Here is a 15,570-nt window from a genome sequence, read left to right on the forward strand (position 1 = left end):
GTGCTGAAGTGACATGATTATCCCCGAGCAAGAGGGGATGGTATGCGGGAGATCGGCGGACGGTACCTCCTGAACGAGGAGGCCGGTCGTGGGGGTATGGGAGTCGTCTGGCGTGCGTTCGATCAGCTCCTCCACCGTACGGTGGCACTGAAGGAGCTGACCTTGGCCGGTGAGGCCGAGATGGTACGCCGCCGGGTGCTGCGTGAGGCCAGGATGGCTGCCGGCCTGACGCACCCTAACATCGTCACGGTCCACGACCTGATCGAAGAGGGCGGCAAGCTCTGGATCGTGATGGAATACCTGGACGGGCTCTCGTTGCACCAGCTGCTCTCCCAGGTGGGCACCTTACCGGCCCAGTCGGTCGCCGCGATCGGGCAGCATCTGCTCGCCGCGCTGCGTACCGCCCACCAGGCCGGAGTGCTGCATCGCGACGTGAAGCCCGCCAACGTCATGCTGACCGGTGACCGGGTGGTGCTGACCGACTTCGGCATAGCGACCGCCGAGGGCGACATCCGGATGACCAGGTCGCGGCGGTTGCGGGGCACTCCGGCGTTCATGGCGCCCGAGCGGCTGCACGGGGGGCCGGCCAGCAAGGAGGCCGACATGTGGTCCTTCGGCGCCACCCTCTACAGCGCCGTCGAGGGCCAGCCGCCCTACCCGGGCCAGGACGCGGCCACGGTGCTCGGCATGGCCCGCAGCGGCCCGTACCCGCCGCCCCGGCGGGCCGGGGTGATGCGGCCGCTCATCGAGGGCCTGCTCCACCACGACCCGGTACGCCGCTACACGCCGGAGCAGACCGCGGGACTGCTGGCCGGCATGCGCGCCAGCGCCTACCAGGCCGCCATCTGATCACATCCCCCTGCCGGGTCGCCTGCCCGGCAGCATCTCCATGCGGATGTCGTCGTTCTGCGGGAGGACGTACGTACGGCCCCCGCCGTCCCGCCAGTCCTCCTCGCTCACCGGCGGCACGAGGTAGTAACGGTCGTCGCGGACGAGCAGGAGCAGCATTCCCGTGTAGGAGTGCCGGTATTTCCCGGTCCTGTATTTCTGGTGCTCGACGCCCGCGGGGTTGATCGAGAGGTCCTCCTTCGACCAGATCACCACCTGGGTCCGCCCGGGCAGATCGCGCACGGCCTGCTCGGCCACCTTCGTCCCCCGCCCGTTGGCGTACAGGGACGCGGCCCAGAGCAGCGAGAAGACGGCCACGGCCACGCTGACGGCGAAGGCGATCCTGCTGGAGTTCCGGGCCGGCGACGGCCAGGTGAGCAACAGCAGGCCGAGGGCCGACAGCGCGAGCAGCTGGTACGTACCCGTCTGCCACCACTGGTTGAGCACGGCGACGGCGCAGACGAGCCCGGCGAGCGCGAGCCCGCCCCCCACGACCCCGCGGTCCGCCACGATCGGCACCCGGCTCCTCAGCCGCGCCCCGGCCCCTCGCAGCCGCTGCGGAACGAACCGGGCCAGCCGGGCACGGTGGGCGACGACGGTGAACGCCAGCGGGATCGCCACCATCCACGGCAGGAAACCGGTGTCGAAGAGGTTGACGCCGTAGATGGCGTACTCGTCGGCGCCGTAGCCCAGGTCGGTGGCCCTCAGGCTGAAATACTGGAGATAACCCTCCAGGTAGGCCCATCCCATGTAGATGAGCACCGCCGCGCTGACGGTGATCAGCATGGTGATCAGTCCGATCGCGTCGAGCGGACGCGACCCGCCCTCCCCGCTTTCCGGCACGGCTACGGAGCCTGCGGAGCGGAGGTGGTGGGCACAGCCTCCGGCGACGGCTCCGGGGACACCTCGGAAGGCGGCGGAGCCTGGGCCGTGGTCGTGGGCTGTACGGCCGTGATGGTGGTGGAAGGGGTGCCGGGCGGCGCGATCGCGGGGCACGGCAACGCCGCGCCGTCACTGCCGGTCGGGCACGGCCTGCGCCCGGACTTCGTCGGCTTGGGGGTGCGCATGCCCTTCTTCACCGACGCGACCGGAGTCCTCGCCCTCGACGCGACCGGCGTCCCCGACGCCGGCGGGTCCACCTCTCCGTCACCGCACGCGCAGAGCGATCCCAGCAGGAGCGCGGTGACGATGACCTCGGCCAGCCAGCTCCGCCAGGACATTCCGCCGGGTCCTCCTCGCGCGCGATGCCGTCACGGTGTTCATCACTGCGCGCGAGCGGGACGTTACAGCGTTGCCGTCCATGATCCCGCACCTCGGATGTGCGCTAAGGTTGTGACGTTCCGCTCCGCAGGGGGCGGCCGGGACGTAGCGCAGCTTGGTAGCGCACTTGACTGGGGGTCAAGGGGTCGCAGGTTCAAATCCTGTCGTCCCGACGGTTGGGTGAGGCCCGTCACCTGGAAGGTGGCGGGTCTTTCGCATCCGCCGGCCCGGATCAGTCCTTGTCCTCCGTGGTGAAGCGCATGCCCGGTGGGGCGATGCCGCGCCACAGGTACGTCGTGACCTCCTGGCCCGCTGCGGGCTCGCCGGCCGCGTCCGCGGGAGGTGGCCAGCCGAGCCCGCGGTAGACGCGGTGCCGGTACAGGTCGAAGACCGACTGCATGAGCAGCCCGTACGCGCGGGCCCGGGCGAGCATGGCGCCGTAGTAGACGGCGGGGCAGCCGATGAGCGTGACGAGCAGGGCCCACCGGCTCCAGGGCGTCCAGACGGCGAAGAGCAGGCACCACAGCCACAGCCGGGCGGCGTCGTCGAGGCCCTTGCGCGCCTGGGCGAGCTCCTCCTGAGGCTCCTTGTCCAGCGAGAGCCACAGGTGGGGCCAGCACAGGACGGGGTCGAGGCCGTACCGGGCGCGGGGGCGGTCCTCGGCGGCGCGCAGGATGTTGCCCAGGCGGGTGGGCATGGCGGACGAGGGCTCCGCCGGGAGGTCGAAGAGCCGCTGTTCGGCGATCGTCCGCAGGCGCTCGTCCTCGGGACCCGCCTCGCCGTGGAACGCCTTGGCGGTCAGCCCCTGCAGGCTCTGCTCGATGCGCTCGCGGCGGCGTACGGTCCGCTCCCGCAGCGGGGCCGCCAGGCGCTGCGGCCAGTAGCCCTCGAGTAGGCGGAGTACGGGCAGCGTCAGGTGTTCGGCGATGACCGCCGAGGCCGCGACGAGCATGAGTACGGCGGCGAGCAGGAGCAACTGCAGCACCGTCGGGAGGGCGGCCAGGCCGGTGGCCCAGGTCCTGCCGTAGCCGGAGGTCCACAGGGCGAGCAGGCCGCCGGCCCAGAAGGCGAAGGCGGGGGTGAGCACGCGGGGGGCGAGCTGTTCGACGAGGCTGGTGCCCAGGCTCTGGCCGATCGGGTTCACGCGCTCGTCCCACTCTCGTCGCGGACCAGGGGAGCGCCGTCGTTGGGGCAGGTGGGGACGGGCTTGGCCAGGTCGAGGTGGAACCACTCGTAGCCGTCCTGCGGGCAGACGTACCTGGGCGGCATCGGCGCGCGGCCGGGGCCCGGGGGCGGTTGCACGCCGCGGCTGCTCTCGCTGTCGGCCAGCTCGGCGGCCCGCCCGCGAAGGGACGGGTGGCGGCTCAGGAAGCCGAGGAACTCCTCGTCCACCGGCTCGCCGCCGCGCCCGCGCTGGATCAGGGCGGACAGCTCCTCGGCCGCGGCGGCCACTTCGCCGGGGTTCAGCAGCGTGGGCAGCTCGGCGAGCAGGCGGACGGCGAGTTCGATCATGGCGGCGTCCTCCATGGGGCCCCCTCCCGTCAGCGTCCGATGTGGCAGCAAGCCGCCCACCCGGCCGGTCGGGTGGTCTGCTGCTGCCGCGCAAGGCCCCCGCTGGACGTCGAGCGCATCCATCGTCGCGCGGCGCGAAGGGCGTCGGCGGGCGACAGGCCGTCGCGGCGACGATTTTCGTAAAAGGCGACCATTGAGGAGACGGAGCGGCGGGGGATCAGCGTTTGGGAGGATGTCCACCGACGGCGTGGAGCGCGTCGATGTACCCGCCGCCGACGTCGAACCGCGTGATGTCCGTAGTCCTGGTCGCGGAGCGCGTACGTGCCCAGTCCGCCGCCGGGCCGATCTCCTGGAGCCGCAGCCGTTTCCCGCGGCCGATCCCTCGGACGCGGCCGATGTGGCAGACGTGCGGGTCGATCCTTTCGACGTGCACGGCCATGAGCGGGAACGCCGTGGTGAGGGTCTCGATCAAGCCCTTGGTGGAGTCCAGGTCGGCGTCTGCCAGTGGCCGGGGACGTTCCCCGCGCAGCGCCAAGGCCCGATGAGCCACCGTCGCGCCCTTCCAGCTCGAACGTGTGGCATGGGCGATGTCGCGCAGGCGCACGGCCGAGTAGCCCTCCAGACGGTACTCGTCGGAGACAGTGTGCAGAAGCACCCATTTGCGGCCGACGCCCACCACATACGCGTCGAGTTGATCGGCGCCGTCGATGTCGCGGCTGACTCTCACCGGCTTGCCGGAATCTCTCGCCCTCGTCAGATCCTTGAGGATCTTCTCCTTCGCCATGAGCAGGAATCGTGCCATTCCGGGTGCCCGCCGTTCACCTGATTTAGGCGGTCAGAACAGGGTCAGCGGGTCTGTGGGCTCGGGTTCGGGGAGCGGGGTCAGGCCGGGGAGGCGGGCGCGTACGGCCTCGTGGAAGTCGCGGGCCAGCTTCGGCGCGTCGGCGTTGTCCGGGGTGTGGACGAAGAACGTGGGGGAGCGGCCCTCCCGCAGCCATTCCGTGACGGTGTCCAGCCACGGCGCCCAGCCCTCGACGGTGCGGGCCTCGGCGTCGCGGCCCAGGTAGCGGACGATCGGGTGGCCGGTGAGGGCGCGCGTGCGGCGGGGCACGCGGGGCTTCTTGGTCCACGCGTCGCGCTCGGCGTCGCTGGTCGGCGGGCTCTGGAAGAGCGTCATGGTGTCGAACGGGACCCACTCGGCGTCCGCGGCCGCAAGGACGCGCTCCAGGAGCCGTTCGGAGCGCTCGTCCTCGAAGAAGGCGCGGTGGCGGACCTCGACGGCGTACCTGTGGGAGCGGGGGAGCCGGTGCAGGAAGGTCGCGAGGGTGCCGAGGTCGGCCGGCGAGAAGGAGCCGGGCAACTGGATCCAGAGCGCGTGGGCTCGCGGGCCCAGCGGCTCGATGGCGTCCAGGAAGGCGTGGAGGTGCTCGTCGGCGCCCGTCAGGCGGTGCTCGTGGGTGATGGGCTTGGGGAGCTTGACGACCATGCGGAAGTCGGGGGCGGTCTGGGCGGCCCACGACTCCACCGTGGCGCGCGTGGGGGTCGCGTAGAAGGTCGTGTTGCCTTCCACGGCGTCGCACCAGGTCGCGTACGAGCGCAGGCGCTCGCCGGGCGGGAGATGGCCGGGGAGGAACCGGCCTTGCCAGCGCGCATGAGTCCACATCGCGCATCCCACGTGAAGCCGCATGCTCTCGACGGTATCGGAGATCCGTTCCGCTTCAACGCCGCCCAGGACCAACGCAATGGCAGTTGTCATACGAGTGATGGCTTCGTATGATGACTGACAACATCGCCGCCTACCCTCTTGGACCGCCCATGGCCGCCGACCGCATCCGCCACGTCTCGCTCTCCTCCGTCACGCTTCCGCTCGACGTCCCCGTCAGCGACGCCAAGGTGCTCACCGGGCGGCAGAAGCCGATGACCGAGATCGCCTTCCTCTTCGCCGAGATCACGACCGAGGACGGTCACGAGGGCACCGGGTTCAGCTACTCCAAGAGGGCGGGTGGTCCCGCGCAGTACGCGCACGCCAAGGAGGTCGGGGACAACCTGATCGGCCAGGACCCCTCCGACATCGGCAAGGTGTACGAGACCCTGCTGTGGGCGGGCGCCTCGGTCGGCCGGTCCGGTGTCGCCACGCAGGCGCTGGCGGCGGTCGACGTCGCGCTGTGGGACCTGAAGGCGAAGCGGGCGGGGCTGCCGCTGGCCAAGCTGCTGGGGTCCTATCGTGACTCCGTCCGGACGTACAACACCTCGGGCGGCTTCCTGCACGCGCCGATCGAGGAGGTCAAGGCCCGCGCCACCCAGTCGCTCAAGGACGGCATCGGCGGGATCAAGATCAAGGTCGGGCAGCCCGACACCCGGGAGGACCTGCGGCGGCTGGCCGCGGTGCGCGAGCACATCGGTGACGACGTGCCGCTGATGGTGGACGCCAACCAGCAGTGGGACCGGCCGACGGCGCTGCGGTTCGGGCGGGCGGTGGAGGAGCTCGGACTGGTCTGGATCGAGGAGCCGCTGGACGCGTACGACGCCGAGGGGCACGCGCAACTGGCCGCCGCCCTCGACACGCCCATCGCCACCGGCGAGATGCTCTCCAGCGTCGCCGAGCACGTCCGCCTCATCGAGGCCCGCGCAGCCGACATCATCCAGCCGGACGCCCCGCGCGTCGGCGGCATCACGCCCTTCCTGCGCCTGGCCACCCTCGCCGATCACGCGGGGCTGCAGCTGGCGCCGCACTTCGCCATGGAGATCCACCTCCACCTGGCCGCCGCCTACCCGCGCGAGCCGTGGGTCGAGCACTTCGAATGGCTCAACCCGCTGTTCAACGAGCGGCTCGAGACCCGCGACGGCCGCATGATCGTCCCCGACCGGCCGGGGCTCGGGTTCACGCTCAGCGAGCAGTGCCGCAAGTGGACCGTGGACAGCGTCGAGTTCGGGAAGGCCTGAGCGCGATGGGTGACCGCGTCGCGTCGGTGCGGTTCGGCCATTACGCCGTGCCGCTGGCCCACCCGGTGAGCGACGCCAAGGTCGCCACGGGGCGCCAGCGGCCCCTGGCCCAGATCGACGTGCTGACCTGCGAGATCACGACGGACGACGGGCTCGAGGGGCTCGGGTTCTCGTACACGACGCGGGCGGGCTGCCGCGCGCAGTTCGCCCACGCGAAAGAGGTCGGGGAGACCCTCCTCGGCCGGGATCCGTCCGACATCGGCAGGTTGTACGACATGCTGCTGTGGGCGGGGGCGTCGGTCGGGCGTTCGGGGGTGGCCACGCAGGCGCTGGCGGCGGTCGACGTCGCGCTGTGGGATCTGAAGGCGAAGCGGGCGGGGTTGCCGCTGGCCAAGCTGCTGGGGTCGTATCGTGACTCGGTCCGGACGTACAACACCTCGGGCGGCTATCTGCAGGCGCCGGTCGAGGAGGTCAAAGAGCGGGCCCAGCGGTCGCTGAGCGAGGGCATCGGCGGGATCAAGATCAAGGTGGGCCAGCCCGACACCCGGGAGGACCTGCGGCGGCTGGCCGCGGTGCGGGAGCATCTCGGTGACGACGTGCCGCTGATGGTGGACGCCAACCAGCAGTGGGACCGGGCCACGGCGCTGCGGTTCGGGCGGGCGGTGGAGGAGCTCGGGCTGGTCTGGATCGAGGAGCCGCTGGACGCGTACGACGCCGAGGGGCACGCGCAGCTGGCGGCCGCGCTCTCCACGCCCATCGCCACCGGCGAGATGCTCTCCAGCGTGCCCGACCTCGTGCGGCTCATCGACCTTCGCGCCGTCGGCTTCCTGCAGCCCGACGTGCCGCGGGTGGGCGGCATCACGCCCTACCTCAAGGTCGCCGCGCTGGCCGATCACGCGCATCTGCAGGTCGCGCCGCACTTCGTGATGGAGATCCACGTCCACCTGGCCGCGGCTTACCCGCGCGAGTCCTGGGTGGAGCACATCGAGTGGCTGTCGCCGCTGTTCGAGGAGCGGCTGGAGATCGAGGGAGGGCGCATGCGGGTTCCGGACCGTCCGGGGCTCGGCCTCACCCTCGCCGACGCGGCGGCGGCCTGGCGGCTCGACCAGGTCGAGTACGGTGCGGCTGCGGGCGGGCGGTCTGATCGGGTCGAGTTCCGTGCGGACGCCGGGTAGGTTGTCAGCCGTGCCGCCAGATCAGAGGCTCGACCGCGACAGCGGGCGCGGGCTCGCGCATGAGCTCGTCGAACGGCTCAAGGAGCGCATCCTCGCCGGCGAGATCGAGCCCGGCCAGAAGCTGCCGACCGAGTCCTCGCTCGTCGAGGAGTTCGGCGTGAGCCGTACGGTGGTCCGCGAGGCCATCTCGCGGCTCCAAGCGGCCGGGCTGGTCGAGACGTTCCAGGGGCGGGGCTCCTTCGTGCTGGCGTTGCCCGCCTCCACGGCCTTCTCGGTGGAGCCCTCTCAGATCCGCACCCATCGCGACGTCCTAGACATGATCGACTTCCGGATCGGCGTCGAGTCGGAGTCGGCGGGGCTGGCCGCCGAGCGCCGCACCGATCTGCAGCTGAAGGCCATCGAACGGGCCCTGGTCGACCTCGGGCGCTCCGGCGAGCAGCCCAGCAGCGCCGTCGAGGCCGACTTCCAGTTCCATCTCAAGATCGCGCTGGCTTCGGGCAACCGGTTCTACTCCGACCTGCTGGCGTCCTTCGGGCCCATGGTGATCATGCTGCCGCGCACCCGGCTGGAGCACGCGTACTCGGTGTCCAACGCCACCCACCTCACGCGGGTGACGCTGGAGCACGAGAACATCTACCGCGCCATCGCCGACCGGGACGCCGCGGCGGCGCGGGCCGCGATGCGGCTGCACCTGTCCAACTCGCGAGCCCGCCTCCAGGCCCCGTAGCGGACGGCTACCGGCGCGGCGGGTTCCCGATGCGGGCACGTCTGTCCCGACTCACGGGCTCGGTGGTGGGCGGTTGCCGTGGGGTCGGGGTGCGAGTGTGGCGGGTCGCAGGGCCGGTGGTGGCGGTACCTGCGGGTGATGCGGGTGCGGCTGTCCCGACTCGCGGGCCTGTCTGCAGGCCCACCGGGCCCGTCTCCAGGTCCGGTGGGCGCCGGGTTACCAGCGGGCCGTGTTGGGGGTGAAGTCGGGCTCGACCGTGCGCATGTACGCCGTGTCCTCGCGCCCCCGCTGCCCGCACCGTACGTACTGCTCGTGCAGGGCCCCCAGGGCGTCCTCGTCCAGCTCCACGCCGAGCCCCGGCCCGGCGGGCACGGCCACGCTGCCGTCGCGGAACTCCAGCGCCCCCGGCCTGATGACCTCCTCGGTCTTCCACGGGTAGTGGGTGTCGCAGGCGTAGGTGAGGTTCGGGGTCGTGGCGGCCAGGTGGGTCATCGCGGCCAGGCTCACCCCGAGGTGGGAGTTGGAGTGCATCGACAGCCCCATCCCGAACGTCTCGCAGATGCCCCCCAGCAGGGCCGAGCGGCGCAGGCCGCCCCACAGGTGGTGGTCCGAGAGGACGACCTGCACGGCGTCGGCGGCGACGGCGGGCTTGAGGTGCTCGAAGGCGATGACGCACATGTTCGTGGCCAGGGGCAGGTCGGTGTGCTTGGCGACCTGCGCCATGCCGTCGATGCCGGGCGTCGGGTCCTCGAGGTACTCCAGGACCCCGGCCAGCCGGTGCGCCACCTTGATCGAGGTGTCCACGGTCCAGGCGCCGTTGGGGTCGATGCGCAGGGCGTGGTCCGGGAAGGCGGCGGCCAGCGCCTCGACGGTCTCCATCTCGTGGCCGGGCTCGAAGACGCCGCCCTTGAGCTTGATGGCGGTGAAGCCGTACTCGTCGACCATCCGCCGGGCCTGGGCGACCATCTGCTCGGGCGTGACGCCCTCGCCCCACGAGTCCTCGTCCTGCCCCGGGTGGCCCGCCCACTTGTAGAACAGGTACGCCGAGAACGGCACCCGGTCGCGTACGGCGCCGCCGAGCAGGTCGCTCACCGGGCGGCCGAGCGTCCTGCCCTGCAGGTCGAGCAGCGCCACCTCGAACGGCGCGGCCACGGTGTCCACGGCGCTGGAGACCTCCAGCATGCCGCCGAAGCTCGCGCCCGCGCCGCCGGTGGAGCGGCCGAGCGTCTCCACGACGACGCGGCGCAGGCCGTGGGCGTCGAACACGTCCAGGCCGGGCAGCGCGGCGGCCACGGCGTCGAGCCGGTCGAGATGGGCCTGGTCGGCGTACGTCTCGCCCAGCCCCACCAGCCCCGAGTCGGTGTGGACCTGGACGATCGCGCGCAGCACGAACGGCTGGTGGACGCCGACGACGTTGAGCAGGGGCGGGTCGCGGAAGGCGACCGGCGTGACCGAGACGCGGCTGATGCGCCCGCCGTCAAGGCTCGCGTGCTGGATCATCTGGGCGCCTTCACCGTCAGCACCGGCACGCTGGCCTCCATGAGGATGCGCTGCGCCTCGCTGCCCAGGATGAACTTGCCCACCAGCGACCGGTGCCGCAGCCCGATGACGATGAGGGTCCCGCCCGTCTCCTTGACGAGCTCCTCGAACGTCTCCGGCAGGTCGTCGTCGTGGAGCGGCTGGCGTACCTCCGCGTCCACGCCGGCGGCGCGCGCCCGGGCGAGCAGCGCGGCCGAGGCGTCGTCGTCGATCTTGTGCTCGTCGACGGGGGCGCCGCGGCGCGGGGAGTTCACGATGATCACGCGCTGGGAGCGCAGCGCGCCCTCGCGCAGGCCCGCGTCGACCGCGGCCTCGCCCTCGGGGGTGGGCAGGTAACCGACGAGGATCGTCATGGCGTCTTCTCCTCAACTGGAACGCGCTCCGCGGCGGCGGTCTTGCGGCGTACGGCTTTGCGGATGAGTGGCAGGAAGGCGACGACGACCACCAGAGCGAGCACCGTGCCGGAGATCGGGCGGGTGAAGAAGCCGGTCGGGTCGCCGCCGAAGATGAGCAGCGCCTGCCGCGACGAGTTCTCGATCATCGAGCCGAGGACGAACGCGAGCACCAGCGGCCCGGGCTCGAACCCGAACTTCTTCATCAGGTAGCCCAGCAGGCCGAAGGCGATGACCAGGAAGATGTCGTAGACGTTGTTGTTCACGGTGTACGCGCCGAGCAGCGTGATGAGCACCGTGATCGGGGCCAGGATGGCGGGGCGCACGCGCAGGATCTTCACGAAGACGCCGACCATCGGGATGCTCATGATGAGCAGCAGGATGTTGCCGATGTACATCGAGTTGATGACGCCCCAGAAGACGTCGGGGTGCTCGGTGACGAGCTGCGGCCCCGGCTGGATGCCCTGGATGAGCAGCGCCCCGAACATCAGCGCCATCGTCGCGTTCGCCGGGATGCCGAGCGTCAGCAGCGGGATGAACGAGGACGTGGCGGCGGCGTTGTTGGCGGTCTCGGGGGCGGCCACGCCCTCGACGGCGCCCTTGCCGAAGCGTTCGGGCTGCTTGGCGCGGCGCTTCTCGAAGGCGTACGCCGCCAGCGACGACAGCACCGCGCCGCCGCCGGGCAGGACGCCCAGCACGAACCCGATGAGCGAGCCGCGCCCGATCGCGCCCTTGGCCTGGCCGAGGTCCTGGCGCGACGGCCACACGTTGCCGACCTTGGCCGGCGCGTGCACCTGGTTGTGCCGCTCCTCGAGGTTGTAGAGGATCTCGCTGAGGCCGAACAGGCCCATGGCGATCGGGATGAAGTCGATGCCCTCGGCGAGGTTCAGGCTGTCGAAGGTGAACCGCTCGGCACCGGTGAAGGTGTCGCGGCCGACGGTCGCGATGAGCAGGCCGACGCAGGCCGCGATGATCGCCTTGAGCTTGTTGCCGTTGCCGACCGAGGAGATCAGCAGCACGCCGAGCACGCCCAGCGCCGCGTACTCGGGCGGCCCGAAGTCGAGCGCGAAGCCGGCGACGATCGGGGCCAGCAGCGTCAGGCCGACGATCGAGACGGTGCCGCCGACGAAGGAGCCGATGGCGGCGATGCCGAGCGCGGTGCCCGCCTTGCCCTGTCTGGCCAGGGCGAACCCGTCGAAGACGGTGACGACGGAGGACGCCTCGCCGGGGAGGCGGAGCAGGACCGAGGTGATGGTCCCGCCGTACTGGGCGCCGTAGAAGATGCCGGCCAGCATGATGATCGCGGAGACCGGCCCGATGCCGTACGTGATCGGCAGCAGGATGGCGATCGTCGCGCCGGGCCCGAGGCCGGGCAGCACGCCGATGAGCATGCCGATGATCACGCCGATGAGGCAGTAGAGCAGGTTGGCCGGCTCCAGGACGACGCCGAAGCCGTTGAGAATGGGGGAGATGTCCATGGGGGTCTTCTCAGATGAGGCGCGGGAGCGGGACCTGGAGCAGCACGACGAAGAGCAGGTAGAACGCCGCCACCGTCAACACGCTGACCACGATGGAGGTGCGCCACGACTCTTTGCCCAGCCAGCGCAGCCAGACGAACACCAGCAGCAGGGAGGGGATCTCGAAGCCGATCAGCGGCAGCAGCCAGGCCAGCATGATGAGCGTCACCACGCCGGCCGCGGTGAGCAGGCTCGCCTTGGAGAACCGCTCGGTGTCCTCGAGCCTGCGGCCGGTGAACACGAGCACCGCCGACAGCACGACGATGACGACGCTGATGGCGAACGGCCACAGGCCGGGGCCCGGCTGGGTCAGGCGGCCGAGCCCGAGCGCGACGGAGCCGATCGCCCCGGCGACGCCGACCGCCAGCGCCACCAGGGCCGCCGAGAGCTGCGAGAGAGGGCCGGCGTGCGGTGGCCGGCTGTCGTCGGCGACCTCCTCAAGAGGGCCGGACTCGAGAGGGCCAGCCTCAAGAGGGTCAGACATGGACATGCTCGCTCCTAGGGACTATCCGGCCAGGCTGATGCCGTACTTGCTCAGCTGCTCCTTGTACGTGGCGGTGTCCTTCTGCAGGGAAGAGAGCACCTCCTGCGGGGAGACCTCCATCGGGGTGAGCGAGTTGTCCTCGTTGAACTTCTTGTACTCCGGCGTGGCGAACGTCTTCTTCGCCGCCTCCAGCAGGCGGGTCTTGACGTCCTCGGGCGTGCCCTTGGGCGCGGTCAGGAAGCGGTACTGCGTCACCAGGACGTCGAAGCCCTGCTCCTTGGCCGTCTTCACGTCCGGCAGGTAGGGGATGCGCTTGTCCGAGAAGACCGCGAGCGGGACGAGCTTGCCGGCCTTGATGTTCTCGATGGCCTCGCCGATCTGCATGGTGGAGACGTCCACCTGGTTGCCCAGCAGGGCGGTCAGCGCGGGGGCGCCGCCGTCGAAGGGCACGGCCGTGGCCTCGATGCCGGCGGTCTTGAAGGTCAGCGCGGAGGCGAGCTGGGCGCCCGTGCCGACGCCGGTCGTGCCGTAGCGGATGGTCTTGCCGGCCTTCTTCATGTCCTCGATGGACTTGTAGCCGGACTGGGAGTTGGTCGCCATGACGTAGTCGTCACGGGAGACGCCGGTGATGACGTCGAACGAGTCGATCTTCGTGGCCTCGGCGGGGGAGACCGTGAGCGGCGTGATGGTGAACAGGGACGCGTTCTGGACGGCGATCTTGTAGCCGTCGGGCTTCGCGGCCTGGAGCTCCTTGGCGTTGAGCGCGCCGTTCGCGCCGGGCTTGTTGAGCACCGGGGCGGAGACGCCGAGCTCCTTGCCCATGCCCTGGGCCAGCGCGCGGGTGATGAGGTCGGTCGAGCCGCCCGCGGACGCGCCGACGCTGAACTCGATGTTGCCCGTCGGATATTTACCGTCACCGCCGCCGGAGGACGTGGTCTTGACGCCGCCGCACGCCGTCAGCGCGAGCGCGGCGGCGCCGCCGATGACACCCGCGAGAATGCGGCGGCGGGTCGTCCGGGATGTCGGCATGGACTTCTCCTTACGTGCGAGCGGCGTCTATGGAGGTTACGGGGTTGTTTCCGCTCTGTAGTCTCCGGAGACTAGGGACCTGCCTCGATGCCTGTCCAGGCTCAATTCGGTATCAGGTGATACTCTGCGAGCATCATGCTAACACTGGATCAGATCCGGGCATTCGTGGCGGTGGCCGAGGAGCTCCACTTCGGCCGGGCCGCTGATCGGCTCCGCATGACGCAGCCGCCGCTCAGCCGCCACATCCAGAAGCTGGAGCGCTCGATCGGCGTGACCCTTCTGGAACGCGACAACCGGCGCGTGGTGCTCACCGACGCCGGGCGCGGCTTCCTGGAGGACGCGCGGCGCATGCTCTCGCTCGTCGACACCGCGGGAGACCGGGCCCGCCGCATCGCCAAGGGCGCCACGGGCACCGTACGGCTCGGCTTCACCGCCGTGTCGGCCATCAGCATGCTCGGCACGATCCTGCGCCGCCTCACGGAGCAGCTGCCGGAGATCGACGTCATCCTCCACGAGCGGGTGACCGCCGGGCAGGTGGACGGCATCCTGCGCGGCGAGCTCGACCTGGGCCTGGCCCGCCCGCCGTTCGACATCGCCACGCTCGACTCCCGCGTGGTCTTCCGCGAGCCGCTGTGCGCCGTGGTCCCCCTCGGCCACCCGCTGGCCGGCCTCGGCCGGCCGCTCGCGCCCGACGACTTCGACGGCCTGCCGGTCATCAGCTACAACCCCGTGCAGTCGCGTTACTTCCACGAGCTGACCATCCGCTTCCTCACCAACGCCCACCCCAGGATCGAGCAGCAGGTGCACCAGATCCTCACCGCCGCCCTGCTCGTGGCCGCCGGCCGGGGTGTGGCGCTGGCGCCGGCCAGCGCCCGCTCGCTCGGCATCGACGGCATCGTCTTCTGCGACCTGGTACGGGGCGGCGGCGATCCGCTCGACGAGGGCGACGGCGTCGCGGGCAAGCCGGTGGAGCTGCACGTCATCTGGGACCACGGCTCCACCAACCCCGCGCTGTGGCGCGTGCTGGAGCTGCTGCCCGATCCCGGACGGGACGATGCTCGTTCGGTATCGCCAGATACAGAATCGGGCTTGGACAGGAATCCACCCTCCTTCCTAGCCTGACGGCATCAACCTTTACCGGCGGTGCGGGGGATCCCACGGGCCGCGTGTCAACAGAGGACGTTCATGCCGAATTTCTCGCCCCAGGAGCTCGCCGCCCAGCTCAAGAGCGGCCTGCTGTCGTTCCCTGTCACCCATTTCACGCAGGAGCTGGAGTTCGACGAGGCGGGTTACCGTGACCACCTGTCCTGGTTGAGCGCGTACCCCGTGGCCGGTCTGTTCGCCGCGGGCGGCACCGGCGAGGGCTTCTCGCTGACCCCCGCCGAGATCGACCAGGTGGTTCGGGCGGCGGTCGGCGAGGTGAACGGCAGGCTGCCGGTCGTGGCCCCCGCCACCGGCGGCACCGCGAACGCCGTCGCGCAGGCTCAGGCCGCCGAGGCCGCCGGGGCCGACGGGCTGCTGCTCATGCCCCCCTACCTCACCGAGGCCGGGCAGGCGGGCCTGGTGGAGCACGTCTCCGCGGTGTGCCGCGCCACCAATCTGGGCGTGATCGTCTACAGCCGGGCCAACGCGATCCTGAACGACCGCGCCGTCGAGGCCCTGGCCGACCGCAACCCCAACCTCGTCGGGTTCAAGGACGGCGTCGGCAACATCGAGAACCTCACCCGCATCTACGCCACCGTCGGCGACCGCCTGGCCTACATCGGCGGCCTGCCCACGGCCGAGACGTTCGCGCTGCCGCTGCTGCAGCTCGGCATGAGCACCTACTCCTCGGCGATCTTCAACTTCGTCCCGCAGTACGCGCTCGACTTCTACGCCGACGTGCGCGCCCAGAACCGGGACGCCGTCTACCGGCGGATCAAGGAGTTCGTGATCCCGTACCTGGACATCCGCGACCGGCAGAAGGGGTACGCCGTCTCGATCATCAAGGCGGGCCTGGCCGCCGTCGGGCGCCCGGCGGGCCCCGTCCGGCCGCCGCTGCAGAACCTCACCGACGGCGAGCAGGCCGAGCTGGCCGCCCTCATCAACAAGATCAGCTAGGCGC

18 protein-coding genes and 1 tRNA gene are annotated in these 15,570 nt (G+C 70.9%); 7 read left to right on the forward strand and 12 right to left on the reverse strand.

Features of this window, described 5'->3' with window-relative positions; translation table 11 throughout:
- The first annotated feature begins 42 nt into the window (after positions 1 to 42).
- Positions 43 to 849, forward strand: coding sequence for a serine/threonine-protein kinase (locus tag ACIBI9_RS03895; protein ID WP_192792411.1), 807 nt, complete (start codon positions 43 to 45; stop codon positions 847 to 849).
- Here the strand turns inward: ACIBI9_RS03895 and ACIBI9_RS03900 are convergent, their stop codons facing one another.
- Together ACIBI9_RS03900 and ACIBI9_RS03905 are read right to left on the reverse strand one after the other, a co-directional pair.
- Positions 850 to 1,731 carry a hypothetical protein gene (locus ACIBI9_RS03900; protein ID WP_397220388.1) on the reverse strand — a complete coding sequence of 294 codons (882 nt, stop codon included), beginning with the start codon at positions 1,729 to 1,731 and terminating at the stop codon, positions 850 to 852.
- Positions 1,732 to 1,733: 2 nt separating this feature from the next.
- Positions 1,734 to 2,108, reverse strand: a complete 375-nt coding sequence (locus ACIBI9_RS03905) for a hypothetical protein (protein WP_397220389.1) — start codon at positions 2,106 to 2,108, stop codon at positions 1,734 to 1,736.
- A 139-nt stretch (positions 2,109 to 2,247) separates the two neighbouring features.
- Between ACIBI9_RS03905 and ACIBI9_RS03910 the strand changes: the two genes are divergently transcribed.
- Positions 2,248 to 2,321 (forward strand) — tRNA-Pro (locus ACIBI9_RS03910).
- Between the two features lie 59 nt (positions 2,322 to 2,380).
- On the opposite strand, the gene ACIBI9_RS03915 is transcribed toward ACIBI9_RS03910, so the two are convergent.
- From ACIBI9_RS03915 to ACIBI9_RS03935, 5 genes are read right to left on the reverse strand one after another with little or no spacing between them, the layout of a single operon-like run.
- Positions 2,381 to 3,292, reverse strand: coding sequence for a hypothetical protein (locus tag ACIBI9_RS03915; RefSeq protein ID WP_397220390.1), 912 nt, complete (start codon positions 3,290 to 3,292; stop codon positions 2,381 to 2,383).
- Positions 3,289 to 3,675 (reverse strand): hypothetical protein, encoded by a 387-nt coding sequence (locus tag ACIBI9_RS03920; protein WP_397220391.1) that lies wholly within the window; start codon positions 3,673 to 3,675, stop codon positions 3,289 to 3,291. The genes ACIBI9_RS03915 and ACIBI9_RS03920 overlap by 4 nt, the downstream gene beginning before the upstream one ends.
- Positions 3,676 to 3,689: 14 nt before the next feature.
- Positions 3,690 to 3,854 (reverse strand): CHAT domain-containing protein, encoded by a 165-nt coding sequence (locus tag ACIBI9_RS03925; RefSeq protein WP_397220392.1) that lies wholly within the window; start codon positions 3,852 to 3,854, stop codon positions 3,690 to 3,692.
- A 23-nt stretch (positions 3,855 to 3,877) separates the two neighbouring features.
- Positions 3,878 to 4,444 (reverse strand): hypothetical protein, encoded by a 567-nt coding sequence (locus tag ACIBI9_RS03930; protein ID WP_397220393.1) that lies wholly within the window; start codon positions 4,442 to 4,444, stop codon positions 3,878 to 3,880.
- A gap of 51 nt (positions 4,445 to 4,495) precedes the next feature.
- Positions 4,496 to 5,347 (reverse strand): DUF72 domain-containing protein, encoded by an 852-nt coding sequence (locus ACIBI9_RS03935; RefSeq protein WP_397220394.1) that lies wholly within the window; start codon positions 5,345 to 5,347, stop codon positions 4,496 to 4,498.
- Positions 5,348 to 5,475: 128 nt separating this feature from the next.
- On the opposite strand from ACIBI9_RS03935, the gene ACIBI9_RS03940 reads away from it, so the two are divergent.
- Genes ACIBI9_RS03940 through ACIBI9_RS03950 form a run of 3 tightly spaced genes read left to right on the forward strand, consistent with a single transcriptional unit; the run spans position 5,476 to position 8,505 of the window.
- A complete protein-coding gene (locus ACIBI9_RS03940; RefSeq protein ID WP_397220832.1) occupies positions 5,476 to 6,603 on the forward strand; it encodes a mandelate racemase/muconate lactonizing enzyme family protein in 1,128 nt (375 codons plus the stop codon).
- Between the two features lie 5 nt (positions 6,604 to 6,608).
- A complete protein-coding gene (locus ACIBI9_RS03945; RefSeq protein WP_397220395.1) occupies positions 6,609 to 7,778 on the forward strand; it encodes a mandelate racemase/muconate lactonizing enzyme family protein in 1,170 nt (389 codons plus the stop codon).
- Positions 7,779 to 7,788: 10 nt separating this feature from the next.
- Complete coding sequence (locus tag ACIBI9_RS03950; RefSeq protein ID WP_394499971.1) at positions 7,789 to 8,505, forward strand: FadR/GntR family transcriptional regulator; 717 nt, start codon at positions 7,789 to 7,791, stop codon at positions 8,503 to 8,505.
- Between the two features lie 216 nt (positions 8,506 to 8,721).
- Here the strand turns inward: ACIBI9_RS03950 and ACIBI9_RS03955 are convergent, their stop codons facing one another.
- Genes ACIBI9_RS03955 through ACIBI9_RS03975 form a run of 5 tightly spaced genes read right to left on the reverse strand, consistent with a single transcriptional unit; the run spans position 8,722 to position 13,466 of the window.
- On the reverse strand, positions 8,722 to 10,005 hold the full coding sequence (locus tag ACIBI9_RS03955; protein ID WP_397220396.1) for a glucarate dehydratase family protein: 1,284 nt from the start codon (positions 10,003 to 10,005) through the stop codon (positions 8,722 to 8,724).
- Positions 10,002 to 10,397, reverse strand: a complete 396-nt coding sequence (locus ACIBI9_RS03960; protein ID WP_397220397.1) for a universal stress protein — start codon at positions 10,395 to 10,397, stop codon at positions 10,002 to 10,004. Before ACIBI9_RS03960 ends, ACIBI9_RS03955 begins: the two co-directional genes overlap by 4 nt.
- Entirely contained in the window at positions 10,394 to 11,914 is a 1,521-nt protein-coding gene (locus ACIBI9_RS03965; protein WP_397220398.1) for a tripartite tricarboxylate transporter permease, read from the reverse strand. Before ACIBI9_RS03965 ends, ACIBI9_RS03960 begins: the two co-directional genes overlap by 4 nt.
- Before the next feature lie 10 nt (positions 11,915 to 11,924).
- Positions 11,925 to 12,437, reverse strand: coding sequence for a tripartite tricarboxylate transporter TctB family protein (locus tag ACIBI9_RS03970; RefSeq protein WP_397220399.1), 513 nt, complete (start codon positions 12,435 to 12,437; stop codon positions 11,925 to 11,927).
- Positions 12,438 to 12,458: 21 nt separating this feature from the next.
- Complete coding sequence (locus ACIBI9_RS03975; RefSeq protein WP_397220400.1) at positions 12,459 to 13,466, reverse strand: tripartite tricarboxylate transporter substrate binding protein; 1,008 nt, start codon at positions 13,464 to 13,466, stop codon at positions 12,459 to 12,461.
- Between the two features lie 135 nt (positions 13,467 to 13,601).
- Between ACIBI9_RS03975 and ACIBI9_RS03980 the strand changes: the two genes are divergently transcribed.
- Positions 13,602 to 14,588: a LysR substrate-binding domain-containing protein gene (locus ACIBI9_RS03980; RefSeq protein ID WP_397220401.1), complete on the forward strand. Its 987-nt coding sequence runs from the start codon at positions 13,602 to 13,604 to the stop codon at positions 14,586 to 14,588.
- A 63-nt stretch (positions 14,589 to 14,651) separates the two neighbouring features.
- Complete coding sequence (gene kdgD, locus ACIBI9_RS03985; RefSeq protein ID WP_397220402.1) at positions 14,652 to 15,566, forward strand: 5-dehydro-4-deoxyglucarate dehydratase; 915 nt, start codon at positions 14,652 to 14,654, stop codon at positions 15,564 to 15,566.
- Positions 15,567 to 15,570: the final 4 nt, after the last annotated feature.

Source organism: Nonomuraea sp. NPDC050451 (assembly GCF_044458585.1).